The sequence below is a fragment of the Microcoleus sp. Pol12B5 genome, assembly GCF_036701335.1.
Classification (GTDB): domain Bacteria; phylum Cyanobacteriota; class Cyanobacteriia; order Cyanobacteriales; family Microcoleaceae; genus Microcoleus.
In genome coordinates this window covers 36,380-59,561 of sequence record NZ_JAUBQQ010000031.1, presented here as the reverse complement: position 1 = coordinate 59,561, position 23,182 = coordinate 36,380, and the positions used below count along the sequence as shown (strand labels likewise).

Here is a 23,182-nt window from a genome sequence, read left to right as displayed (position 1 = left end):
ATGTAGCAAAATACACCGATCAGGAAGTGGAAAATTACCAATTGGTAAGGGCCGCCGTTGTACAACCACTCATCGAGGGAAGCTGCTTCCCAGATTGGGTAGAAGTGTAAGCCGATGGCGTTGGATGAAGGAACAACAGCACCTGTGATGATGTTGTTACCGTACATCAAGGAACCAGCAACTGGTTCGCGGATGCCGTCGATGTCCACTGGAGGAGCAGCGATGAAGGCGATGATGTAGCAGATGGTGGCGCTGAGCAAGGTGGGAATCATCAAGACTCCGAACCAACCTACATAAATGCGGTTGTCGGTTGATGTTACCCACTCACAAAAGCGTTCCCAGACGTTGGCGCTTTCGCGCTGCTGTAAGGTTGTTGTCATTTGTTTATGATTGCTTTATTTGGTTTTCAATGTTCGTGACGGCTTTGTGTTCTGCCATGTAAATAAACATAAAGCATATTCTCAGGTTTGTAAAGTTTTTTAACAACAGATTAACTAATGAAAATTATAAGCTTAAGTTATCAATATGAAGAAAACTGGATAAAGAGGTAAGAATGCACAAAAAAGTAGGTAAAGCCTGGAAGCGTGTAGCCTTCAGGCATGGAAATATTAAGATACAGACTTTTGCTGGCTGGGGATCATAATGAGAGCCCAATAGGGAACTTCAGCGGGATCGACATCTGCGATCGCCCGAATTCGCTGATTCGGCATAGTTGCGCGTTCTATATACAGTGCTCGATCGAACTGTCCCAACTCAATGAGTACGTCCCGGACTTTCGCAAAATGCCGGCCCAGCTTAATAATCACAGCAGCATCAACAACCGCCAGTCGATCGCGCAAAACCTCAGCATCCAGCGTCGCAGGCATAATACTTAACACATCGTTACGATAAGTCAGCGGCACTCCCAACGCAGCCGCACTCGCCATTGTCGAAGAAATTCCCGGCACAACTTCAGTGGTAAATGTCGCCGACAAACGGTTGAATAGATACATAAACGAGCCGTAGAGAAAAGGTTCGCCCTCACACAGCACCGCCACATCCTGTCCCTCGCTCAGATGTGCGGCAATTTTCTCGGCAGCAATATCATAATAAGGTTGAGACGATCGCGTCGGACTAAAAGGCAACGGCATGGGAATCTCAATTTGCTCCGGGCGCAGATAATCTGCGACGATCGCCCGCGCCAGCACCTTACCATTTTCCATCGCCGGATAGGCAATCACCGGCACCGATTGCAAAATCCGATAAGCTTTCAAAGTAATCAACTCTGGATCGCCAGGGCCAATACCCAAACCGTACAATTTACCATTCGCCTCAGTCATAATTCATCCTTTTTCGCTAACGCATTCACGGCCGCCGTTGCCATTGCACTGCCACCGCGCCGCCCGTGCAACGTAATAAATGGCACTCCCCGACTGTTGGCGGCCAGTTCGGCTTTGGATTCGGCGGCCCCGACAAATCCTACCGGGAAACCCAGAATTAAAGCCGGTTTGGGTGCTCCGGCATCCAGCATTTCCAGCAGTCGGAACAAAGCAGTCGGGGCGTTGCCGATCGCCACAACCGCACCCTGCAACTTGTCCAGCCATAAATCAAGGGCCGCAGCCGATCGAGTATTTCCGATTTGCCGCGCCAACTCCGGGATCTCGGAATGCCAGAGGGTGCAAATCACCGGATTGTCAGCGGGAAGGCGTTTGCGAGTGATGCCTTCGGCCACCATCCGGGCATCGCACAGGATGGGCGCACCTGCTGAGAGGGCGTTGTGTCCCGCGGTGGCTGCACCGGGCGAAGCTGCTAAATCTGCAACAATATCGGTCATGCCGCAACTGTGAATTAGTCGCACGGCTACCGATTCTAAATCGGGCGGCAAGCTTGACAAATCTGCTTCGGCTCGAATTGTGGCGAAGGATTTGGTGTAGATTTCTGTTCCGTCTCGAATGTAGTCAATCATTCTTTAAAACTGCTATGGGAAGTTTGTGGGATTTGTGAAATAGATTTTTTGAATTAACCGCGAAGGCGCGAAGGACGCGAAGGAAGAAATATCAAGAGAGATAGGAAGAGAAATGCTTAAAATTTGTCTTTTTTCATGGGCTCTTTTTTGACTTTCAATGCCGATTTTCGGTGTTCAACAACTCCTGCAATTGGTCGATCGCCCGCCGATCGATAAACTCACCAAATGACTCCAAAGGATCTCGAAACCGCTGATACACTTGCAACAAAAGCTCGATAGCACCGGGCATCTCGGCCGCACTTACCGCCGGAAAAATTGGTCGCCCGAAGGGCAAATCTTTTCTACCCGCATAAATGTCGTAACCTTCGATCGTCTCGTGTCCTCGCTCAATCTGAATTCCCACCAGGGTGATATCAATTGGCCGGTGCTGGGCGCAGGACTTTTGGCAACCGCTGAAATGAATGTTAATCGGCAGGTCGATCGTCAATTTTTGCGCTAAATCCCTCGCCATTGCTAGGGCGTGACTTTGAGTATCTGTCGCCGCCGACGCACAGCCGCTGCTGCCGGCACAAGCCACCAAGCACGAATCTAGGCGAGTCGCCGACGAGTGCAATCCCAAATCGGCGATTTGCTGTTCGATCTCAAAAAGCTGGGGGTTGGGGATATCAGAAATCAACAGATTTTGCCACGGCGTAAGTCTCAGGGTACCGCTGGCTAGATTTTGGGCTAAATTTGCCAAATTCCGCAGTTGCTTTGATTCTAGCCTACCGAGAGGCAGCGCAATTCCTATGTACGAGAAATCCGACTGTCGCTGAGGGTGGATGCCGAGATGTCGGGATTGTTCGATCGCCCTTGCAGATGGGTCGATCGAGTGGGCGGGCAAGAGGCCCACCCCACAAGGAAATTCACTCTTTGTGGAACAGGCATCTTGCCTGTTTTTGGGAAAGGTGCAAGATGTGTGTTGCAATAAAAATGGTAAATTCTGCTGTACCCGTTCTAGATAACTTTCAGCGCCCCAATCTGCCAGCAGGTGACGCAAACGCGGTTTTTTGCCATCAATTCGAGGCTGATTTTTTGTGTATTCAAGATATGCGCTCGCAAGGGCGGCTAAGACTGAAATACATTGCGATTCTTGGATTAAAATCCCTGTATCGCTGTTTAAATGCAGCCGAAAAACGATTTCTGATTTTGCCGATCGCTCTGCTGCTAATAAAATATCGTTGCGCAAATCGCGGATCGAAACCGATTCCCCGCCATCCCAGCCAATGCTGAACTTAGGCGAAAGTTCCGACAATTCGGGATGCGTTTGCAGGTAATCATCCCAAGCTTTCACTAGCGGGCGAGTATCCAGTAACTGCTGGCGATCGATCCCTGCTGTCGGACTTGCCATTATATTGCGAATCGGGTCAACTTCAACGCGGCGAGACGCTATCCCCAATTCCTGCAAGCGGTTCCACACTTCAGGGGGAATTTCCGAGTGGACTTCTCGGATTTGCAAATTTGCCCGATTGGTCACTTGCAAACAGCCGATACTGTATTGATCTGCCAAATCGGCGATCGTCCAACACTGCTGCGCGTTTAAAATTCCCCCCGGAATCCGCATTCTCGATAAAACTCCGTCTCGGGCGATCGAACCGTAAAATAAACCCGGACAAGTCGGCAAATCAGTCAAAGCTAACAAATAATCTCCTCCCCGTGCTGCGCAGGGAATCCAAAAGTAAACGCCCACAAAGCGCCCCCGAAATCGGCATTCTGACTTTTACAGTTGCGGCACAGCGCCGGAATTGCACCGGACTTTCCCGCTTTCAGGTTTTAGAAAGGTATCACGAGCTGACCCACAGAAAGCAAAACTCTCAACTTTCTTAACAAAACCCCTGGCGATCGCCCCTGTCAATCATTTTATAAGCTTTCCTGATGAGTTCAATCAGTTTAACTGTCGCTAGACCCCTTTACAAACACTCTTGATACCGTTAATAATAGAAACATCATCCGAACATTGAAAACCAAATAAAGCAATCATAAACAAATGACCACAACTTTACAGCAACGCGAAAGCGCCAATCTGTGGGAACAGTTTTGTAACTGGGTAACATCAACCGACAATCGCATTTATGTAGGTTGGTTCGGCGTCTTGATGATTCCTACCTTGCTAACTGCAACCATCTGCTACATCATCGCCTTCATCGCTGCTCCTCCAGTGGACATCGACGGCATCCGCGAACCTGTTGCAGGTTCCTTAATGTTTGGTAACAACATCATCACAGGTGCTGTTGTTCCTTCTTCTAACGCCATCGGCTTGCACTTCTACCCAATCTGGGAAGCTGCTTCTCTCGATGAGTGGTTGTACAACGGCGGCCCTTACCAATTGGTAATTTTCCACTTCCTGATCGGTGTATTTTGCTACATGGGTCGCGAGTGGGAACTGTCTTACCGCTTAGGTATGCGTCCTTGGATCTGCGTCGCTTACTCTGCACCAGTTGCAGCAGCCACCGCAGTATTCTTGATTTACCCGATCGGTCAAGGTTCGTTCTCAGACGGTATGCCTTTGGGTATCTCCGGCACATTCAACTTCATGATCGTGTTCCAAGCAGAGCACAACATCCTGATGCACCCGTTCCACATGTTGGGAGTAGCTGGTGTTTTCGGTGGTAGCTTGTTCTCCGCAATGCACGGTTCCTTGGTAACATCTTCCTTGGTTCGTGAAACAACCGAAACCGAATCACAAAACTACGGTTACAAATTCGGTCAAGAAGAAGAAACCTACAACATCGTTGCAGCCCACGGCTACTTCGGTCGTTTGATTTTCCAATACGCTTCTTTCAACAACAGCCGTTCCTTGCACTTCTTGTTAGGTGCATGGCCAGTAGTCGGCATCTGGTTTACCGCTTTGGGTATCTCCACGATGGCTTTCAACTTGAACGGTTTTAACTTCAACCAATCGATTATCGACTCGCAAGGTCGTGTTATCAATACTTGGGCTGATGTGATCAACCGCGCTAACTTGGGTATGGAAGTAATGCACGAGCGCAATGCTCACAACTTCCCGCTTGATTTGGCTGCTGGTGAGACAACTCCTGTAGCTTTGGTTGCTCCTTCTATCAATGGCTAAGTTTTAGCTTTTGATTGATAAAAAGCGCTCCTAGTAATAGGGGCGCTTTTTGTTTGGGGAAAATATTTTAGAGACCTGTTTTTATCCGTTAAATCCCTTAAATCCGTTACCCCCTTACCTCGGTTGCCTTCCTTATTGCTTTTTACTTATTTTTTTTCCTTTATTCTTTAATTTTTTATGATTACTATAGAATATAGCCACTAGGCCGATCGAGATACTGTGACATACTCCACGGGCGAAATCTTATATGATGGTCTAGGATTCCAATAGTCGGATTCAGAATATGTTGGGCTTGCTATAAAGTGTTCGCTAGCAGCAATGCAATTGTGTCAATTCCAGAATCTAACCATAGACAAATGTAGCTGATCGGGAGTCGCTCCTCACCGTCCCAAGCGCTCTATCTGTAAGGAGAATTTGTATTATGAAAGATGGACAAGAAGTACGCCGCGTCTCCACAGCCGTCATTGCCGGTGTTTGCGGGTTGGCTTTACTGACGGGAGGGGGCATTGCCTGGTGGACCGCGAACCGTTCGCCAAGCCCCGCAGACACACAGTCTTCCGCTCCGACTAACGCTCCGGCGCTGTCTCCAAGTCCTGGGGAATCCCCTGTTGTAATTATCCCGGTACCCCCTCCAAATCCTGTACAAGTGCCACAGGTTCAGACGCCACAGGTTCAGACGCCGCAGGTTCAGACGCCTAACGCTCTGATCCCAAAATCGCCGCAGCCAAAGCCTTTGCCGCAGACTGATGTCCAGACAGTGCAAGTCTACTGGGTTAAAGATGCCAGCGGCAAATTTGAGGGAGTTCCTACGAAAGTAGCTGTCAAACAAGCTGACAACCCTGATGCAGCTTTACAAGCTGCTTTTAACAGTTTGTTGGCTGGGCCGAAAGATGGAACTGTTTCTAGCGAAATTCCTAATGGGACAAAACTCAGGGGTTTGAGTGTCAAAAATGACGGAGTTTATGTCGATTTGTCGGCCGAATTTACTTCGGGGGGAGGGAGCAATTCGATGACTGGCCGGTTAGGGCAAGTTATCTATACGGCTACGAGTTTACAACCGAATACCAAGGTTTGGATTTCGGTGGAAGGCAAGCCTTTAGAACTTTTGGGTGGCGAAGGTTTGGAGGTGGCTCAGCCGAGTACCCGCCAAAGTTTTGACAAAAATTTTCCCCTTTAGTAATTATGAGTCATTAGTTAGGAGTCATTAGTTAGGAGTCATTAGTCACCGGTCTGAAGGCAGAGAGTAGGGGTTGATAACTTATGACTCATGGCTGATGACTCATGACAGGGGGCTGGGCACTAATTTTTAGTGCTTCGTAGTTAGACTAAATGCCCGAAAGTGTAGGGCTTGCTGTTCGATCCGGCTGGCAAGCCGATCGCACACCATATTACACAGCTCAAAAATTAACTCGTCTTGCACCTTATAATAAGCTGAAGTCCCTTCACTCCGGCGAGTGAGGATACCAGCTTGGAGCATGAGTTTTAGGTGCTTAGAAACATTGGCTTGACTCGTTTGAGTAGCTTCCACCAATTCTTGCACGCATTTTTCGCCGTCGCGAAGCAAGTTCAAAATTCGTAAACGCATGGGTTCGCTCAAAATACTGAAATACTCAGCAACTTGTTGCACAACCTCTTGCGGGACAGGCTGGGATGACTTCATCAAACTCACCGGAGAGAAGTGATCGGGAAATATTAGCATTTATTCTGTCCATAACAATAAAGTAATCCTTCAATCCGGATTAATTCGCATCAACACTTGACCGTATTCGACAGGTTCGCCATTTTGAACTAAAATTTCCATCACTTGACCGGAGACTTCATCAGCATCGATCTCGTTCATCAGCTTCATCGCTTCGATAATACAGACTGTCTGGCTGACCTTGATGCGATCGCCCACATTGACAAAAGGTGGCTCGTCAGGAGCAGCAGCGCGATAAAAGGTTCCTACCATTGGCGAGATAATTGGCACCCATTTAGTATCGACAGAAGCAGGTACGGCAGCAGGTACGGCGACAGGGGCGACGGGTACAGGTGCAGCCAGATCCGCTGCTAAATGTTGGTCAATAGCAGGAGGTGACGCTAAGGTGGGGCTAGCAACAGCGCCCAACAGGCTCGGAGCGACACTCGTCACAGCAGCAGGGAGCGCAGCAGAGGTGCCTGGTGAACTTGCCAGAATGCCTTTGCGTACTGTCAGTTCGATATCCCCACTTTTTAAGGTGAGTTCCGAAATGCTAGTTTTGTCTAATACAGTTAGCAGGTCACAAAGCTGGTTTAAGTCTAGTTGCACAGCAGATTCAAGGGTAATTGAGAATTGAAAATTGAGAATTGAAAAGTGAAAATTCAGAATCAGGCGAAGCTAGGAGTATCAACGACTTTGGAGGAAAAAGGGATAGTTTTTAAGCTGTGAGAGATGAGTATTGAATTTGGAATTCTTTAACTCATAACTCAGAACTAAAAACTAAAACTCCCTTTTATTCCCTCGTTTCTATTCTCGGCCGAGGTACTTGTCTTCACGAGTGTCAATCCGAATCCGTTCTCCAATGGAAATAAATAGAGGCACCATAACCTGAGCTCCGGTGGAGACGATCGCGGGTTTGCTGCCACCGGTGGCAGTATCTCCTTTGACTCCGGGATCGGTTTGCAGCACTTCCAAGACAACAGAGTTGGGCAGTTCCACTTCCATGATTTGGTCGTTCCAGCGCAGGATGCTGACTTCCATCCCTTCACTGAGGTACTTGACTCGATCGCCTATTTGCTTAGCATTGAGGCGACTTTCCTCGTAAGTTTCCATATCCATAAAGACGAAATCGTCGCCCTCTTTATAGGTATGCTGCATCACACTCTTTTCCAGGTTGGCTTGAGGCATAGTCTCGCCCGCCCGGAAGGTTTGTTCTACTACGTTTCCGGTTTGGACGTTTTTTAATTTTGTCCGCACGAAAGCCGAGCCTTTTCCTGGCTTGACGTGGAGGAATTCGATAACCCGCCACACGCCGTTATTCCATTCAATTGAAACACCTGGTCGAAAGTCGTTACTGGAAATCATATAAATTTTTGCGGGCAATCCCGTCGCCTTGGCGGCACGGGGGAACTACAGTCAGTCGATTTTAGATTTTAGATTTTAGATTTTAGATTTACTCCACAGATGAATTTGGGAGATTGAACCTTGGTCTAAAATTTTGATCTCTCCACGACAGGAGTCTGGGGATTGTATCCGTTTTTGAGCGGGTCAGCTTAAAGCCGCAGTCTAGCTGACGGCATCAAAAAGCAATTGGCATTTTATTTTACCGTTCAAAGGGAGCAAGTGCTTTACTGAAATGTTAATGGCAGTGGGCTGTTGTCAGTTGTCAGTTGACTGTTGACTGTTGAGTGTTGTTAGTGGGCAACTCCTCCCCAGCCAAATCAACAGGCACTTTAGATGGGTAGCAGCTTAGAGGGCGGGCAGCGCTGTGGGAAGATAAGAGAGGCAATAAAAGTTAAAGTTATGTTGCAGTGGCCTAATTTCTCGATCAATACGTGCAAGCGCTGGGTCAAAACCGTCGCTTTAGCGCTCTTGCTGTTCACTCTCTCCCTGAGTTTCAGTGCAGTCTCCCATGCCAAACGCCCCAGCAGCAGTATGCCTGCTGGGAATGCGATTACGGACGGGCGGGCGCTGCTGCGCTTCGCTTTACCTATTGACAATCAGACTGTACGAGAGTTGCAAATCAGTCTCGAAGACATTGGCAACCACATACGGTCTAAACGTTGGGGGCCCATTAGCAGTGATGTCAGCAAGGCTTCCAGGATTCTCAACCTTCGGGAATCTGACCTTTTAGAGAGTATTCCCGACGCCAAAAAGCCGGAAGCTGAGGCGCTAGTTGCAGGAGTCAAGGAGAAAGTTGCTCAACTGGAAAAGGCTGTTGAGGCTAAAGACAGGGACAAAGTGATTGACTTGAAAGCCACAATCTTAGGTTCGGTAGGCGAAATCGAAGAGTTGATGGTGACAAAGTTTCCGTTTGAAGTGCCTGCCAAGTATGCTAATCTGCCTCAACTGAAAGGGCGCGCTACTGTTGCTGTACAAACTGAAAAAGGGGAAATTACTGTTGTGCTTGACGGCTACAGCGCCCCGGTTACGGCTGGTAATTTTGTGGATTTGGTCGATCAAGGTTTTTATGACGGTTTGCCGTTTATTCGATCGGAAGAATCCTACGTTTTGCAAACCGGAGACCCCGAAGGCAAGGAAGAGGGTTTTATTGACCCAGCTACTGGCAAATACCGAAATATACCGCTAGAAGTGCTCGTTAGGGAGGAAAAAGAACCTATTTACGGGATTACTCTAGAAGATGCGGGGCGTTATCGCGACGAGCCTGTTTTGCCTTTTTCTGCTTTCGGTACTGTGGCCATGGCCCGTACAGAAACTGACCCTGATAGCGCTTCTTCTCAGTTTTTCTTTTTCTTGTTTGAACCTGAACTCACGCCCGCTGGCCTGAATCTGTTGGACGGCCGCTATGCTGTTTTTGGTTACATGATTGAAGGAAAAGAAGTTTTGGAGCAACTGAAGCAGGGAGACAAGATTGTATCTGCTAAGGTAGTTAAAGGAATCGAAAATTTGGTGCGACCTCAAGTTTAATTAATGACGGCGATTGAAATCGCTTTGACACCAAAGTGACGGCGATTGAAATCGCTTTTACAGAAACAAAGCCCGCCTGCGCGGGCTGAAAAAATCAATAGTGACAGGCATTAAAATCTTTTCTAAATACAGATGACGGCGATTGAAATCAATTTGACACAGACAAAGCCCGCCGGAATCAGGCTGGAAGAAGAGATAATTTTTATAGTTTCGTTATTGAAAATAGGAATTCAATCGAGAATATGGCTATTTTACAATTTTTATTGGTAATGGGTTTGGGCGGATTCGCAGGCTTGTTGATTGTAAAAAATGTGAATGAAAACAAGCAAAAGCAGCGGTTGGATGAGGCTTTTTATCAGTTGTTGGAAACTCAAAATAGTCAAATTGCGCTGATTCAACTGGCGGCTAATGCTAGGGTTGAGGCTGAAGTTGCTCAGCAGTATTTAACTCGGCAAGTTAAGATTTTTTCGGCGGTTTTAGAGGTAGATGATGAAGGAGATACTTTTTATAGGTTTCCTAGGTTGCGCTTACCACCGAGTTCGGGTAAGGAATGGTGAAGTGAGAAAGCGCGATCGACTAATTCAAATTTATGCAAGTTAAAGATATCGGTGAACAAGGTCTTTTAAGAATATTGCAAAAATTCTGCCCCGCAGAAATAGTTGGTGATGATTGCGCTGTCATGCCTACAAATCCCAACCAATCTCTGGCTATCACTACAGATATGTTGGTGGATGGAGTGCATTTTAGCGATCGCACTACGGGGCCTTATTACGCAGGATGGCGCGCCGCAGCGGCGAATTTGTCGGATCTGGCTGCGATGGGAGCAAAGCCTCTGGCGGTGACTGTAGCCATTGCTGTGGCGGCGGATACGGCTGTGGAGTGGGTTGAAGAGTTTTATCGGGGAATGACGGCTTGCTTGCAAGAATATCATACGCCGATCGTCGGTGGGGATGTTGTGCGATCGCCTGTTGTGACTGTGGCGATTACTGCTTTTGGGGAGGTTGAGTCCGATCGTACCATTAGTCGGTCAAATGCGCGATCGGGCTGGGCGATTGTCGCCACGGGTGTTCACGGAGCCTCCCGCGCGGGATTAGAATTGCTGTTAAATCCAGAATTCGGGCAAAATCTGGAAAAGGTCGATCGAGCTTCTTTAATTATCGCTCACCAGTGTCCTAAACCGAGGCTGGATGTTTTGCCGATTGTTTGGGAGATTTTAGATTCTGCGGGTGAGTTTTCCATCGCCGGAATGGACAGCAGCGACGGTTTAGCAGATGCGATTATTCAAATTTGTCGGGCTAGCGGTGTTGGCGCAAAAGTCGATCGCACAAAAATACCAATTCCCGATATTTTCAGCGAAATCGTATCAACCGAAAAAGCTTTAGATTGGGCATTATACGGCGGGGAAGACTTCGAGTTAGTGCTGTTTTTGCCAATAACAAGCGCTCAGTTATTGGTAGAAAAAATAGGAAACCGAGCCGCGATTGTGGGAATCGCTACGGATAGCACCGATATCTGGTTGACTGATAGCAGCGGTATTTATTCTGATGCTATATTAAAGCTCGATCGAGGATTTCAACACTTCTGAATTATCTCGCTTCTCCGCATAGGCGGACTTGATTTGTGTAGACGCGGTTTCAACCGCCTGGTTTTTGCCCGTTACAGATTTTCCGCCAGCGAACCGTTGACTCTGTTATGGTAGGCAGTCGCCAGATTATTTTGGGTTTGCGTCCATTTTTCACTACCGGGTTCCCGATTATTTAAAACTATTTGATAGCCCGTAATAGCAATTTCAATATTATTCGCTATATTGCCACGAGGAAACTCACTAATATGAATACTCAAATTTTCAATAAGCCCGATAATTGAGCTAATTGTTTCTGAGTTTTCGCCGGCTATTAACTTCTGCGCTACTTGCTGTAAAGTCTCGGCAAAAGTGACATTGAGGAGATGCTGTCGCCCTTCCAGCATGGAGTGAATTACTGCTGTATCCCCGTTGCTATCTTGTTCGGCTTGCAATAATTCTAAGAAAAAGTTTGCATACTCTTGGAAATTTTCACTGGCAGAGTTATTGCTATCTCCGTCATCGTTAATCTCGATGATTTGCGCTAGGTAACTAGCTAGATGTCGGAGGAATTTAGCGCCATTTTCTCCTCCTTGTTCTGCCAAGGTTGAGGCTACTAACTCGCAAGTTTCCAGAAATCCGCGATCGAGTAATTCTGAGTTATCCTGTAATATCTGCGCTTCCTCTCCGTTGGGGGCATTCAGCAGGGTGTGAATTAATTGCAGATAGGCTTGGGCGCGGTTTTCTTCCATTTTGGGGAGTTGTGAATAACACCGGGATTTATTTTACCATGATTAGTGGGTGGCCAGAAACCGGGTACCGGGTTTTAGCGAGCTACTTAATTACAGTGCGAAGATTCGGGAAAAAACCCGGTTTCTTTGATTGTGCGCGAGTGACCATAAAACGGGGTTTTTTGACTTGTCAACCTTAGAGTGCGAAGAGATGGGAAAAAACGCGGTTTCTTTGGTTTTGAATCGCAGATTTTCCTGCTAACGCCTAGATAATGCCACCTTGGGCATTAATCTATCCAAAATTTGCTCGATCGCAATTACTGTCCAATCAATATCAGCTTCTGTGGTTTCTCGTCCTAGAGTCAAGCGAATTCCACCAACGGCACCGATTTCGTCATATCCCATTGCTAATAATACCGGACTAGGAGTTAGTTGGCCGCTGCTACAAGCAGAACCGGAACTAATGCCAATTCCTGCTAAATTTAGCTGCCGCACTAGAGTTTTGCCTGTTATTCGCCCTGTATCTCTCTGTTGATAAGGGCGGGAGGAAGGGGAGACTATGCAAAAACTGACGTGGTGCGGCAGCCGACAATATCGATCGCCAGTTGGTACTAAACTGGGTACGTGGGATAATCGGTCAAAAAGCCGATCGCGCAATGCAATTAACCTCGGCGTTTCCACATCTATTTCCTGCAATGCTAACTCTGCCGCCACCCCAAAACCGACGATTGCCGGCAGCGCTTGTGTCCCGGAACGCATTTTCAATTCTTGGCCACCACCGCCCAACATTGGCACTAATTCTACTCCCGGACGCACGTAAAGCGCGCCTGCACCTTGTGGCCCGTAAAGTTTGTGACTGGAAACCGAAAGCAAGTCTACGGGCAGTTTCTGCACGTCAACTTGCAGCTTGCCGGCAACTTGAACTGCATCGGTATGAAACATGATATTGCGATCGCGCGCAATTTGTCCTAATGCCTCTATTGGTTGCAGCGTGCCAACTTCACTTTGTCCGTAAATGATTGAAATTAACATTGTATTCGATCGCAGCGACTCTTGCAAATCTAAAGGGTGAATTCGCCCCAATTTATCGACTGGTAGGCGCGTCACTTCCCATCCCAACTGTTTGAGTTGTCGCGCCGGTTCTGCTACTGCGGAATGCTCTACGCTGGAGATAATAATATGTTGCGGCTTTGTATAAAGACGCGCAATTCCCATAATTGCCAAATTGTTCGCTTCAGTGCCGCCACTGGTAAAAATCATCGATTCCGGTAGCGCGTTAATTAAGCTAGCAACCTGCATTCTTGCTAATTCTAAAGCTGTCGCCGCCCTTTGTCCCCACTCGTGCAAGCTGGAAGGATTACCCCACTGCTGAGTCAGGGCTTTTTGCATGGCTTGAATCGCTTCTGGGCGTGCGGGTGTTGTGGCACTATAGTCGAGGTAAATTTGCATAATAACTAATTAATGAATGTTGACTGTTGACTGTTGTGAGTGGCTACTAATAACTAATAACCAATAACCAATAACTAATGACTAACTTCCTGGTTTGCAGACGTTGTAGTCTTCGTGCGACAATACTTTTTGGGGAATTAAGAAAGTGCCGCAATCTTCACAAAGCATTCTGTAGTTGCGAGTTACAGGAATACTGATTATCAAACGGTTGTGACGCAGGCGTTTGCCGCCGAAATCTCTGTAATTCTTATTTTCGCCCAAAGCTGCTATAATTGCCCGGGCTTTAGTGACTACGTGGTCGGGCAGACCTCTGAGATCGATGATATCTCTAGCAAATGATGCTTCCCTCTCTTGTTTTTTGGTTTGTTTTTCTGCCAGCACTTCAACGTAATGCTGCTGCGCCACCAACTCTTGCGTGCAGCGATGGCACGCTTTACCATATCCTTTGTGACCGCACGGAAAAATTGTTTTTCTTTTAGCCATAAAGCAGCGGTATAGGGTTTGACCCACGCCCCTGAATGCTGCTACCCTACCAGTGATGCTTCCGGCATCGAGGCAGTTCTACAAGACGTAAAATCTATTCCCTTGCATAAATTTAATAGGTTGTAACTTTACTTGATCCAATAGCTTTGAACTGTGGTTCGGCTAATAACCTCTATATTTTTTAAAATTTTGTGGCTGTAGTGTATTATCATTTACTCGGTTTCTGCTGTGCTGGGCTGGTGGCGATCAATCTGGCGGGCTGCGGACAAAAAAAGCAAGACGTGCAGAATTTACCTCTCAGTCTGGCTCCATTACCTCAAGACCCCTTGTTGCAAGTATACTTCAATCAGTCGATCGCTTCGAGTTATACAGAGCCTTACCGCCAGCAAACTAGACCTGGAGATGATTTAGAAAAGTTGATCGCTGTTGCGATCGCTAGTGCTGGATCGACGGTAGATTTAGCGGTTCAGGAGTTTCGCTTGCCCAGTATTGCGAGGGTTTTGGCCGATCGACAGCGATCGGGAATTAAAGTGAGATTAATTGTCGAACATATCTATAGTCGCCCTTGGAGCGATTTTACAGCTCAGGAGTTAACGAAATTACCGGAAAGAGAGCGCGATCGTTATACCGAATTTGTGCAACTTGCCGATCGCAATAAAGACGGTAAATTGAGTTCCGAGGAAATCAAGCAAAATGATGCTTTGGTAATTGTCAAGGATGCGGGCATTCCTGTAATTGATGATACTGCTGACGGCAGTAAAGGCAGCGGTTTGATGCACCACAAATTTGTGGTAATTGATGGCAAAACCGTAATCGTCACTTCTGCTAATTTTACCACAAGCGATATACACGGCGATTTTAAAACAGCAGCAAGTCGCGGCAATGCTAACAATTTACTGAAAATTGAAAATCCTCAAGTAGCGCAACTATTTACTCAAGAATTTAACATCATGTGGGGCGACGGGCCGGGAGGCAAACCGGACAGCAAGTTTGGCATCAAAAAGCCGTTTCGTCAAGTGCAAAAAGTAAGAGTAGGGAATTCGACAGTTGGGGTGCAATTTTCGCCCACTACTGCGACTTTGCCTTGGGAAAAAAGCCCTAACGGTTTGATAAATCGAACTTTGGGTAGTGCGAAAAAGTCGGTTGATTTGGCACTGTTTGTATTTTCGGCTCAGCGGTTGTCAAATACTCTGGAAATTGAAGCTAGCCGGGGAGTTGTGGTGCGAGCTTTAATTGACTCTAATTTTATTTATCGCTCTTACAGTGAAGGGTTGGATATGATGGGGGCGACTTTGATGCAGGATTGCGGCTTAGAAACTGACAATCGCCCTTGGAGAAAGCCGCTGACTACGGTGGGAGTGCCTCTGTTACCAATGGGCGATCGCCTGCACCACAAATTCGGCGTTGTGGACGGAAAAACGTTGCTTACAGGTTCTCATAACTGGAGTGAGGCTGCAAATCACGGGAATGACGAGACGTTGCTGGCGATCGAGAGTCCCGTAGTTGCAGCCCATTTTGAGCGGGAGTTCGATCGGCTTTACAAAGGTGCAACCTTGGGAATCCCCGCCCGAATCAAACAGAGAATTGATGCTAAGAAAAAAGAGTGCGATTCACTACAAGCAGCATCAAAAGCGACGAGTGCTAAACCTCAAATTGCTGGAGGTAAAAAGTTAGTTAATTTGAATGCCGCGACTCAGGAAGAATTAGAAACCTTGCCTGGGGTTGGCCCGAAGTTAGCCGAGAGAATTATTGCAGCGCGGCAACAGCAACCTTTCACCTCTTTGGAAGATGTGGCACGGGTACAGGGAATTGGGGACAAGATTTTAGAGAGATGGCGCGATCGAGTAACTTGGTAGTTAAGTTCGTACTCAGGACTTCATTCCTGACTCCACAAAGTTCGCACGCACTCAGGAGTTCAGTTTTCCCTTTAGCAACTCAGGATCAAAGACTCAAGTCCTCACTAGAAACCTATTAGATCTACTTTGACAACACATCAGCTCTCAAGTTAAAATAACTTCTAAATAAAATGCTATCTATTCACCTGAGAGGTAGAGAGAGATGGAACACGCCAGATTTGTTACGGGGAACCCACAAATCAAATTTCTAGCTATTTTTCTGGGGGCAATTTTTTTGGCGCTAGCAGCTTTCACAGTTAGCGCCCAGCAGACTAGCGAAGCACAATTTAGGGTCAAAAACGAAAACGCTTTTAATATTAATTTAATTCAATTTAAGCGCACTGAATATGTAGGTCCATGTGCCGGTACTGTCTTCTCCCCTGATTCGCAAAGCGCTCGATTTGTCTCCAGCAAGACTCCTCCCGGCCCTAACAGAAGGGTAATGATTAAAAATGTGACTGATGGCATGGAAACTAACCCCTATCCTTACACAGACCGAGGTTACAATAAAGGTGAGTTCTCCGAGGATTTTGGATTCAAGTTGGGTAACAGTCACAAAACAAGAACTTTTTCGGTTTTAGAGGGAGAAAATAAGTTTCTCTATGAAATTAAAGAAAATGACCAAGTTATAGAACAGGGTGCGCTTACGGCTGAAGTTTCTATACAAAACTTAGGTACTTTTCCCCGTCAGCAAATTTGTCAAGATCAGGTAGAATGTCGGGATACTTCTGATTGTCGCGATCGTAAAGGCAGAAAAAGAAGTTGCAGACAAGAGTGTTTTCCTGTTCAACAATGTCGCTGTCCCTAACTACTTTCTGTCCAAAAATTATTTTATTTAATTAAGGCCAGAAGACAAAGAGGAATAACAAACCAGAAACAAGATGAGTTATTACTCGTTACCAGGCAGAGCCTGGTAACGCAGATCCGGAAGCTCTGCCTCCAATTTTCATGGAAGCAAACGAGGCAGAGCCTCGCTTATATGCGTTCCCAGGCACAGGGAACCAGTTAAGAAAATTAATTGAGTTTTTGTGGAACAGGTCGGAGTGTCTGTTCCACGAGAAATCAAGTAATGGGGTGAAAGTAAAATGCGGCTCCTAACACGATGTATGTTGCTAAAAGCAACACTCCTTCGAGCCAATTCGATCGCCCGTCAAGACTAATTAGATTAGCAATTGTCACGGCAATGGCAACTGCAACTACTTCAAACGGATTGAAGTTTAAATCCATCGGCTGATGAATTATTAATCCGATAATTACCAACACCGGCGCTACCAGCAAAGCAACTAGCAAACTCGAACCCATTGCGACAGAAACTGACAAATCCATATTGTTTTTCATGGCAACTCCCACCGCAGTTACATACTCGGCCGCGCCGCCAACAATCGGCAACAGAATTACCCCTGTAAACAGTGGCGTCAATCCCAATCCTTTGGTAGTCTCTTCGACAACACCCACGAAAATTTCTGATTCAAAAGCAACGGCAACAGTTGAGGCAACTAGCACCCCTATCCACAGCCACAAATTAGGTTTGTGCGTAGTAGATTCCTCTTTGGTATTTTGAGGATTTTCTGACTCTAGTTCTAGTAAGCTCACCTCGTAAAGATAGCTGTGAGTTTTTAATGAAAATAGCAGAGTTAGAGCGTAAACTGCGATTAGGACGATCGCAGTTATTAAGGAAAGATTCTGAATGGCTGCGGGTTCGACTCCATTGGAGGTGTAAATTACCATTGTCGGCAGCAGGATGGCAATCACTGCTAGAGTCATTGTGGAACCATTCACCCGCGCGATTATTGGCTTAAATTCCTGTTCTTTGTAGCGAATTCCTCCTAACAGCATGGAAAATCCCATGACTAAAAGCAAGTTGCTGATAATTGTACCGGTTATGCTGGCTTTCACAATGTCAATTAAGCCAGCTTTTAAGGCAACTATGGCAATAATTAATTCCGTAGCATTGCCGAAGACTGCATTTAATAAGCCGCCTATGGAGGGGCCTGTAACGATCGCCACTTCTTCTGTTGCTGTGCTCAACCAAATAGCCAGAGGTATAATGCCTAAAGCGGATGTGATGAAAACTGCAAGGGAACCCCAGTGCAAATACTCAGCGGCGATGGAAATGGGGATAAAAATTAACAGCGCTATGGAAAGAATCTTTTTGATTGACATAGGAAATCGGATGGTGTATGGAAAGGTGAGGTCGAGTTGTCGGGGCGATCGCAAAGTTGATTTTACACTATTCAACTATTCTCTGACTGTTCGGGTGGCGAGTGCGATCGATAAGTGGGAATTTTTAACCGCAACTGTACCCAGATCGAGGCAGATTGAATATAATAGAATTATATCGACATCGGTGAAAAGATATGTCTCAATCTGTAGTGCCAGTTGTTGAATCAAAGCAAATTGATACTTCACCCACCTTGACCTTTGAAGAATACCGATTTTATCAAACTGATTCCGATCTACAATATGAACTGTACAAAGGCAAATTAATTCCGATGCCAACCGCAACAGTTTTACATATTAAAATTTGCGAATACTTAGTTTACAAATTGCAGCGTTACCTAGCGGAACACAATCTTGACTTAGTAGCAAAAACAGGGCTGGGAGTAAGAACAGAAGAAGATATCTCTCGGATTCCTGATGTAGTTGTTTGCACTCAAAGTCTTTTGGAACAAGCTGCTGCTAGACCAGGTTCGGGTATCCTCGATTTTGAGGAAAAGCCCCTGTTAGTCATAGAAGTAGTGAGTCAAAATCGGCGTGCCGATTATGTGATTAAACGAGCTGAGTACGAACTAGCTAACGTACCTGAATATGTAATTGTTGACCCTACACCTAACAAAGAACTGGTGCGAGTTCTAGCCTTTCCTGAAGGTGAAGACATCTATACCCAGACAGATTTTGTGCCGGGGCAACAAATGGTGTCTGTAGTATTTCCAAATCTGACATTATCAGTGAATGAAATACTGTCTCCGCCATTAGTTGAAGGGTTGATTAAAGCGGAACAAGCTCGGTTCCAGGAACTTGAACAACGTGCTGAAAGATTGGCGGTGAGGTTGCGAGAATTAGGAGTAGATCCCGATCGCATTTAGAAGCTTGGATGACCCAGAAGTCATAAGTTAATTGTTATTAGTTATATCAAATCCGCTCTGCATCGGAATTATTCAGATATCTATGCTTTTCATCTGCGTGAATCCGCGTCAATCGCTTGTCATCTGCGGTTGCAAAATTCTATTTTTTTGACCGCAGATACAGGCAGATAAACACAGATTAATGCAGATGAGTTAGATATATCGATCGCGCTTGATACTGTGCAACTATTCAACCCAACGCACCCGCACAAAATGAGCTTCGCGTCCCCAGAAGTCGTGACTTAAAGTAATATCAACCACACTCAAATTAAACGGAATAGCAGTTGTGACGTACCGCTGAGCCAGAGCTCCCACATCAGGAGCTAACTGAGCCGCTGCCGCCGCTGCTGCACCCAAACCTAACAGTTGCAGAATGGGCCCCCGAGGCAGGGCTAAATTGATGCCAACAGCAAGTCCTGCCGTCAGCAGCATTGCCACCGACAAATTCGTGCCACAACGGGGATGTACAGCTAAATCCCACTCTCCGCTGGCAATCCGCTGCAAAGCCTCGCGCACTGCCTGACGCAACTGTGCAATGTTAACGTGACCATAAAGATAAAACCCTTGGTCTGTGGACATTCCGCCCAATAACTCATTATCGGTTCTTGCTGTCGTCGCACCAAACGATTGACTTAGTACCCAAACAGTAGCGTGTTCCAAAGCATGAACTTGGCGCAAAGTCAAGACTTCCTTCAAACCGGGCACAAAATTGAGTTGTCGCAACAAATCAGCATCTTGAGTCCGCTGCGGGGCAAAGTCGAAGGGAAACTGGCCGGTACGGTCGGAAGCAGAAGCAGTAGTTGTCATATCAAAACGCCTCCATTAATTCGATTAAGTGGATATTTAACATTAGCAATTCGGTTGAGAAAAAGCCGGTCATAAATTATCAATAGTTTTGACTTTAAAACCTAGCAATGGCAGGTTTTGTGCAAAAATTATTAGCCCTCAACCTGCCCTTACTAATAGATCGCACTTATTCCCAGTTTATTGCTCTTGCCGCTGGCCGTCGCGGAATACTCCCGGAATTCGCCGGCCTCTGGTATCGATAATTGTGCCTTTACCGTGAGGTAATCCCTTGCGTAACTCTCCCTCATAGCGGATACCGTTGGAGAACGAACAGTTACCCCTGCCATCAAGTTCTTGAGTATAGAACTGTCCCGAACACCGACTGCCGTCAGCGCGGGTAAACGCTCCTGTACCTAAAGGCTTGCCTCCTAAAAATTGACCCACAAAGCGATCGCCATTAGCAAAAATGAATTGGCCTTGTCCCGTGGGCACGCCTACTTTTTGATCAAGAGAAAACGACCCTATATAGCGATCGCCATTAGTAAAAATAGCGGTCCCGGAACTAACTTTGCCATCTCGGAATATGCCCTCGACGCGGGCGTCGTCCTTAAATATAAATTGTCCTCGACCATTTGGTTTGCCCAGACGGAACTGCCCCTCATAGCGATCGCCGTTGGAATATATGTATACCCCAGCGCCACTGGGCAAACCGTTAACGAACTGTCCGATGTAGCTATCACCGCTGTCATAATCGCACCTAACTCTACCTGTAGCGATAGCTGGCACGCAGCGGCCGGTTCTAGCTTCTGTTCCTTGCGCCATTGAGGGCAAAGGATAAGTCGCGTAACTACCAATTCCCAACACTGATGCAACTAATAAAGCGATTCCACTGGTCCAAGAACGGGAAATCATCAATCAACTTGCTCCTATGCGCTGTTAGATATTATCTTCTTCTGTCCTTTGTCTTTTATCCCATTTGTTGTCAAAAGTTAGCTGAAAACCTCAATCATTTATCCTTTACGAAACTCCGGGCTTGCCATTGCGAAATACCCCCGGAAAGCGCCTACCGCTAGCATCGATCATCGTCCCGACACCGTGAGGCACTCCCTTTCGCAATTCTCCTTCATAGCGCGTCCCGTTGGGGAAAGTGCAGGTGACACTAGCATCAAGTTCTTGATTAAAAAACCTGCCAGAACAGCGAGTGCCGTCTTTGCGTACTAATACCCCTGGGCCAAAGGGGGAACCTGCAAAGAATTGTCCTTCATAGCGATCGCCATTAGTATAAAAAAATTGACCCCGCCCTGCTGGTTGGCTGCTAATAACTTTAGTCTGAAGGTTCTGGACGACTCCGAAGTCTCCCACGTAGCGCTCACCGTTGGGGAAAACCACCGTCCCAGATCTCATCGTGCCGTCTTGGAACACGCCTATGTAGCGGCCATCATCTTTAAAAATGAATGTCCCTCTACCATTGGGCACTCCCCTCCGAAATTGTCCTTCGTAGCGATCGCCATTAGCGTACACGTAAACTCCGCTGCCGTCGGGGAGGCCGTTAACGAAGTTTCCCTCGTAGTTATCGCCTGTCTCGTAATTGCATTTCACTCTTCCCGTAGGAAGGCTGCCTTGGCAGAAGGGAGAGCGTTTTTCTTCTTCGGGTTTTGGATCAGGTGTTGCTTGAGCCATTGATGGCTGGGGATTGAAGAGATTAGTAGCGCTGCCGATAGAAGAAGCAACTAATATCACCATCCCTAATTTTTGAATTGAACCGAGCATGATCAATCTCCTTGAACTTCAATTACTAATAGGGATTTTCTAGAAGCTAATACTCACTGAAAAGTCGTCTATTTTTTAATCCCTGTACTAATTTTACCTTCAGGTTTGAGATCTGCCCTAAATGCAAAAAGGCAAAAATTAGAGTTTTTGCCTTTAGCATTTTTCCTGCTTTACTGTCAATTTTCAGCGTCGCGTTGAGCTATTCGGATTTGGGAGACGGCTAATAACTGCATTGGCTGGTTGTGGTTGGCGACTGGCGGGTTTTTCGCCCACACCTTTGGCTACCTCAACGCCGTTTTCCTCCAGAATCACGATCGGATCTGCTCCTTGCTTGAGATCGACCCGTTTCACCAACACTTGCCCGTTAGACAGCCGCTGCCCGACTTTGACATATCGGCTGGTTGGTTCATTCGGTACTTTGACAATCACTTGCGTCTCGTTCCCGACTTTTACCACCCCGCTGACTTCGGTGCCTGTAGCGAGGTCAGTAGAAGGCGGTGGCGGAACTACTGGGATCACGGGAGGCGGCGGGGGATTTGGGTCTACCCACTGGGGCGGGCGCTTGTCTACTGGCAGTTCCGGCAGATCCGGCACTCCTATGGGTCTCGCTGCTATTGGTTGGGGCGGGCGCGGGGGTGCTGGAGGGCGACGCTGCGGATTCCGCGCATCTTGGGCTCTACCTCCTATTGGCCCAGTGCCAGGACCTCTTCTTACCCTGGCATTGGGGTCTCTCCATTGGGGGGGGCGCTTGTCTACTGGTAGTTCCGGCAGATCCGGCACTCCTATGGGTCTCGCTGCAATGGGTTCGAGTCCAGGCGGGGATGTACGATTACGACCTAACTGAGGAGCATCTAGCCCCGGAACTATGGGTGGCAAGCCAATTTGTCCCCCGGTGCTGCCTCCGGGTAAGGAACCATTTCTGCCACCGGCACCGCCACCTAACCGAGGAGCAGTTGGCCCTGGAACTATGGGACGCGAGTCAATTTGCGCCCCATCACCTTCGGGAAGTAAATTTCCAGATCCATCTCGTAGTTGCTGAGTGCGTCCTCGACGATCCGTGCGTGACATGGGGATAACCGTCTGATTAGGCCTGTTAAGTGGGGGAGGAGCCAATAACTCGGGAAGTTCGGGTAGCACGGCAACTTGTCGCTGTGGCAGTTTGGGGAGTTCTGAGGTAGTCCCACCCGCTCCGTTGGCTCCTGGAGGGATTTGTAATACGATCGGCGGCAGCGGCCCAAAGGGGTCTAACTGAGAAGGATTGGCTGTCACAGGGCCTTGGGGCACGGGCTGAAGCGGAAGCGTTGGATTCCTGTCTTTGTTGTCGCCGATATTTGTTTGAGCCTGTCTGGCCCGTTCGTCTGGGTTGGTCGATCGAATTAACCCTGGAGGCTGGGCGGCTACTACTGGGGACGGGAAAGCCTGAGCTGCTGGGGTGGGGCTGGCAGAGGCGGTCGGAGATGGAGAGGCTGCACTGGGGCTGGGGCTGGGGCTGGCTGTGTTGCTACCCTCGTCGCCACCGCATCCTCCGATCGAGAAAGCTAGTAGTCCTATAGTCGCAAAATATAAAAGTTTGTGCATTGCCGATCGCCCCCAAATGCTTAATTTCAAGATATCCAACAAGGTTATGCAATTACAGCCTGTTGCCGTTTATCAGTTTATCTGTGTTCGATGTTATGCGATCGCTTGAAAATTGCCAAGTTTTCCTGACGATCTGATCGGGCG

22 protein-coding genes, 1 pseudogene and 1 riboswitch are annotated in these 23,182 nt (G+C 47.3%); of the genes and pseudogenes, 8 read left to right on the top strand and 15 right to left on the bottom strand.

The window, feature by feature from the left end; genetic code table 11:
• The 4 genes and pseudogenes from QUA24_RS15440 to cobG form a co-directional block, all read right to left on the bottom strand.
• A pseudogene (locus QUA24_RS15440) lies at positions 1-380 on the bottom strand (photosystem II q(b) protein); the annotation flags it as partial.
• 228 nt (positions 381-608) lie between these two features.
• Entirely contained in the window at positions 609-1,319 is a 711-nt protein-coding gene (locus QUA24_RS15435) for a precorrin-2 C(20)-methyltransferase (RefSeq protein WP_333230630.1), read from the bottom strand.
• Positions 1,316-1,945, bottom strand: a complete 630-nt coding sequence (locus QUA24_RS15430) for a precorrin-8X methylmutase (protein WP_333230629.1) — start codon at positions 1,943-1,945, stop codon at positions 1,316-1,318. The genes QUA24_RS15435 and QUA24_RS15430 overlap by 4 nt, the downstream gene beginning before the upstream one ends.
• 154 nt (positions 1,946-2,099) lie before the next feature.
• Positions 2,100-3,674: a precorrin-3B synthase gene (gene cobG / locus QUA24_RS15425; protein WP_333230628.1), complete on the bottom strand. Its 1,575-nt coding sequence runs from the start codon at positions 3,672-3,674 to the stop codon at positions 2,100-2,102.
• Positions 3,675-3,682: 8 nt separating this feature from the next.
• A riboswitch (adenosylcobalamin-variant (AdoCbl-variant) riboswitch) is annotated at positions 3,683-3,762 on the bottom strand.
• 209 nt (positions 3,763-3,971) lie between these two features.
• On the opposite strand from cobG, the gene psbA reads away from it, so the two are divergent.
• Positions 3,972-5,054: a photosystem II q(b) protein gene (psbA, locus tag QUA24_RS15420; protein WP_333230627.1), complete on the top strand. Its 1,083-nt coding sequence runs from the start codon at positions 3,972-3,974 to the stop codon at positions 5,052-5,054.
• Positions 5,055-5,475: 421 nt separating this feature from the next.
• The gene (locus QUA24_RS15415) at positions 5,476-6,231 is read left to right on the top strand and encodes a GerMN domain-containing protein (RefSeq protein ID WP_333230626.1); all 756 of its coding nucleotides are present in this window, start codon (positions 5,476-5,478) and stop codon (positions 6,229-6,231) included.
• A 129-nt stretch (positions 6,232-6,360) separates the two neighbouring features.
• Here QUA24_RS15415 and QUA24_RS15410 read toward each other — a convergent pair whose 3' ends face one another.
• From QUA24_RS15410 to efp, 3 genes are all read right to left on the bottom strand, one after another.
• Positions 6,361-6,753 (bottom strand): ArsR/SmtB family transcription factor, encoded by a 393-nt coding sequence (locus QUA24_RS15410; protein ID WP_006631662.1) that lies wholly within the window; start codon positions 6,751-6,753, stop codon positions 6,361-6,363.
• Positions 6,754-6,783: 30 nt separating this feature from the next.
• Positions 6,784-7,341, bottom strand: a complete 558-nt coding sequence (accB, locus tag QUA24_RS15405; RefSeq protein WP_333230625.1) for an acetyl-CoA carboxylase biotin carboxyl carrier protein — start codon at positions 7,339-7,341, stop codon at positions 6,784-6,786.
• 198 nt (positions 7,342-7,539) lie between these two features.
• A complete protein-coding gene (gene efp / locus QUA24_RS15400) occupies positions 7,540-8,097 on the bottom strand; it encodes an elongation factor P (protein WP_041622404.1) in 558 nt (185 codons plus the stop codon).
• Positions 8,098-8,535: 438 nt separating this feature from the next.
• On the opposite strand from efp, the gene QUA24_RS15395 reads away from it, so the two are divergent.
• The 3 genes from QUA24_RS15395 (at position 8,536) to thiL (ending at position 11,245) form a co-directional block, all read left to right on the top strand.
• The gene (locus QUA24_RS15395) at positions 8,536-9,660 is read left to right on the top strand and encodes a peptidylprolyl isomerase (protein WP_333230624.1); all 1,125 of its coding nucleotides are present in this window, start codon (positions 8,536-8,538) and stop codon (positions 9,658-9,660) included.
• A gap of 242 nt (positions 9,661-9,902) precedes the next feature.
• Positions 9,903-10,217 (top strand): hypothetical protein, encoded by a 315-nt coding sequence (locus QUA24_RS15390; RefSeq protein ID WP_333083817.1) that lies wholly within the window; start codon positions 9,903-9,905, stop codon positions 10,215-10,217.
• A gap of 32 nt (positions 10,218-10,249) precedes the next feature.
• A complete protein-coding gene (thiL, locus tag QUA24_RS15385) occupies positions 10,250-11,245 on the top strand; it encodes a thiamine-phosphate kinase (protein ID WP_333230623.1) in 996 nt (331 codons plus the stop codon).
• 71 nt (positions 11,246-11,316) lie between these two features.
• On the opposite strand, the gene QUA24_RS15380 is transcribed toward thiL, so the two are convergent.
• The 3 genes from QUA24_RS15380 to QUA24_RS15370 form a co-directional block, all read right to left on the bottom strand.
• Positions 11,317-11,973 carry a hypothetical protein gene (locus QUA24_RS15380; RefSeq protein ID WP_333230622.1) on the bottom strand — a complete coding sequence of 219 codons (657 nt, stop codon included), beginning with the start codon at positions 11,971-11,973 and terminating at the stop codon, positions 11,317-11,319.
• A gap of 237 nt (positions 11,974-12,210) precedes the next feature.
• Complete coding sequence (locus QUA24_RS15375; protein WP_333230621.1) at positions 12,211-13,401, bottom strand: cysteine desulfurase family protein; 1,191 nt, start codon at positions 13,399-13,401, stop codon at positions 12,211-12,213.
• A gap of 81 nt (positions 13,402-13,482) precedes the next feature.
• The gene (locus QUA24_RS15370) at positions 13,483-13,884 is read right to left on the bottom strand and encodes a DUF7682 family zinc-binding protein (RefSeq protein WP_006631653.1); all 402 of its coding nucleotides are present in this window, start codon (positions 13,882-13,884) and stop codon (positions 13,483-13,485) included.
• Between the two features lie 191 nt (positions 13,885-14,075).
• Here QUA24_RS15370 and QUA24_RS15365 point away from each other — a divergent pair, with 191 nt between their 5' ends.
• Positions 14,076-15,740 carry a DUF655 domain-containing protein gene (locus tag QUA24_RS15365; RefSeq protein ID WP_333230620.1) on the top strand — a complete coding sequence of 555 codons (1,665 nt, stop codon included), beginning with the start codon at positions 14,076-14,078 and terminating at the stop codon, positions 15,738-15,740.
• Positions 15,741-16,221: 481 nt separating this feature from the next.
• The gene (locus tag QUA24_RS15360; protein WP_333230619.1) at positions 16,222-16,587 is read left to right on the top strand and encodes a hypothetical protein; all 366 of its coding nucleotides are present in this window, start codon (positions 16,222-16,224) and stop codon (positions 16,585-16,587) included.
• A 254-nt stretch (positions 16,588-16,841) separates the two neighbouring features.
• Here QUA24_RS15360 and cax read toward each other — a convergent pair whose 3' ends face one another.
• Entirely contained in the window at positions 16,842-17,942 is a 1,101-nt protein-coding gene (cax, locus tag QUA24_RS15355; RefSeq protein ID WP_333230631.1) for a calcium/proton exchanger, read from the bottom strand.
• A 194-nt stretch (positions 17,943-18,136) separates the two neighbouring features.
• Here cax and QUA24_RS15350 point away from each other — a divergent pair, with 194 nt between their 5' ends.
• On the top strand, positions 18,137-18,865 hold the full coding sequence (locus QUA24_RS15350; protein ID WP_333230618.1) for a Uma2 family endonuclease: 729 nt from the start codon (positions 18,137-18,139) through the stop codon (positions 18,863-18,865).
• A gap of 225 nt (positions 18,866-19,090) precedes the next feature.
• Here the strand turns inward: QUA24_RS15350 and QUA24_RS15345 are convergent, their stop codons facing one another.
• The 4 genes from QUA24_RS15345 to QUA24_RS15330 form a co-directional block, all read right to left on the bottom strand.
• A complete protein-coding gene (locus QUA24_RS15345; RefSeq protein ID WP_333230617.1) occupies positions 19,091-19,711 on the bottom strand; it encodes a DUF6391 domain-containing protein in 621 nt (206 codons plus the stop codon).
• A 177-nt stretch (positions 19,712-19,888) separates the two neighbouring features.
• The gene (locus tag QUA24_RS15340) at positions 19,889-20,602 is read right to left on the bottom strand and encodes an MORN motif-containing protein (RefSeq protein WP_333212119.1); all 714 of its coding nucleotides are present in this window, start codon (positions 20,600-20,602) and stop codon (positions 19,889-19,891) included.
• Positions 20,603-20,707: 105 nt separating this feature from the next.
• On the bottom strand, positions 20,708-21,460 hold the full coding sequence (locus QUA24_RS15335; protein WP_333041824.1) for an MORN motif-containing protein: 753 nt from the start codon (positions 21,458-21,460) through the stop codon (positions 20,708-20,710).
• Between the two features lie 183 nt (positions 21,461-21,643).
• Positions 21,644-23,038, bottom strand: coding sequence for a hypothetical protein (locus QUA24_RS15330; RefSeq protein ID WP_333230616.1), 1,395 nt, complete (start codon positions 23,036-23,038; stop codon positions 21,644-21,646).
• Positions 23,039-23,182 lie beyond the last annotated feature (144 nt).

What these genes read in the sequence shown, in the direction of transcription:
- QUA24_RS15330 (WP_333230616.1), bottom strand. Translation starts at nt 23,038, where the DNA reads ATGCACAAACTTTTATATTTTGCGACTATAGGACTACTAGCTTTCTCG.
- QUA24_RS15345 (WP_333230617.1), bottom strand. Translation starts at nt 19,711, where the DNA reads ATGACAACTACTGCTTCTGCTTCCGACCGTACCGGCCAGTTTCCCTTC.
- thiL (WP_333230623.1), top strand. Translation starts at nt 10,250, where the DNA reads ATGCAAGTTAAAGATATCGGTGAACAAGGTCTTTTAAGAATATTGCAA.
- QUA24_RS15415 (WP_333230626.1), top strand. Translation starts at nt 5,476, where the DNA reads ATGAAAGATGGACAAGAAGTACGCCGCGTCTCCACAGCCGTCATTGCC.
- QUA24_RS15370 (WP_006631653.1), bottom strand. Translation starts at nt 13,884, where the DNA reads ATGGCTAAAAGAAAAACAATTTTTCCGTGCGGTCACAAAGGATATGGT.
- QUA24_RS15350 (WP_333230618.1), top strand. Translation starts at nt 18,137, where the DNA reads ATGTCTCAATCTGTAGTGCCAGTTGTTGAATCAAAGCAAATTGATACT.
- QUA24_RS15390 (WP_333083817.1), top strand. Translation starts at nt 9,903, where the DNA reads ATGGCTATTTTACAATTTTTATTGGTAATGGGTTTGGGCGGATTCGCA.
- efp (WP_041622404.1), bottom strand. Translation starts at nt 8,097, where the DNA reads ATGATTTCCAGTAACGACTTTCGACCAGGTGTTTCAATTGAATGGAAT.
- QUA24_RS15395 (WP_333230624.1), top strand. Translation starts at nt 8,536, where the DNA reads ATGTTGCAGTGGCCTAATTTCTCGATCAATACGTGCAAGCGCTGGGTC.
- QUA24_RS15435 (WP_333230630.1), bottom strand. Translation starts at nt 1,319, where the DNA reads ATGACTGAGGCGAATGGTAAATTGTACGGTTTGGGTATTGGCCCTGGC.
- QUA24_RS15335 (WP_333041824.1), bottom strand. Translation starts at nt 21,460, where the DNA reads ATGCTCGGTTCAATTCAAAAATTAGGGATGGTGATATTAGTTGCTTCT.
- psbA (WP_333230627.1), top strand. Translation starts at nt 3,972, where the DNA reads ATGACCACAACTTTACAGCAACGCGAAAGCGCCAATCTGTGGGAACAG.
- QUA24_RS15430 (WP_333230629.1), bottom strand. Translation starts at nt 1,945, where the DNA reads ATGATTGACTACATTCGAGACGGAACAGAAATCTACACCAAATCCTTC.
- cax (WP_333230631.1), bottom strand. Translation starts at nt 17,942, where the DNA reads ATGTCAATCAAAAAGATTCTTTCCATAGCGCTGTTAATTTTTATCCCC.
- QUA24_RS15360 (WP_333230619.1), top strand. Translation starts at nt 16,222, where the DNA reads ATGATTAAAAATGTGACTGATGGCATGGAAACTAACCCCTATCCTTAC.
- QUA24_RS15375 (WP_333230621.1), bottom strand. Translation starts at nt 13,401, where the DNA reads ATGCAAATTTACCTCGACTATAGTGCCACAACACCCGCACGCCCAGAA.
- QUA24_RS15380 (WP_333230622.1), bottom strand. Translation starts at nt 11,973, where the DNA reads ATGGAAGAAAACCGCGCCCAAGCCTATCTGCAATTAATTCACACCCTG.
- QUA24_RS15340 (WP_333212119.1), bottom strand. Translation starts at nt 20,602, where the DNA reads ATGATTTCCCGTTCTTGGACCAGTGGAATCGCTTTATTAGTTGCATCA.
- QUA24_RS15410 (WP_006631662.1), bottom strand. Translation starts at nt 6,753, where the DNA reads ATGCTAATATTTCCCGATCACTTCTCTCCGGTGAGTTTGATGAAGTCA.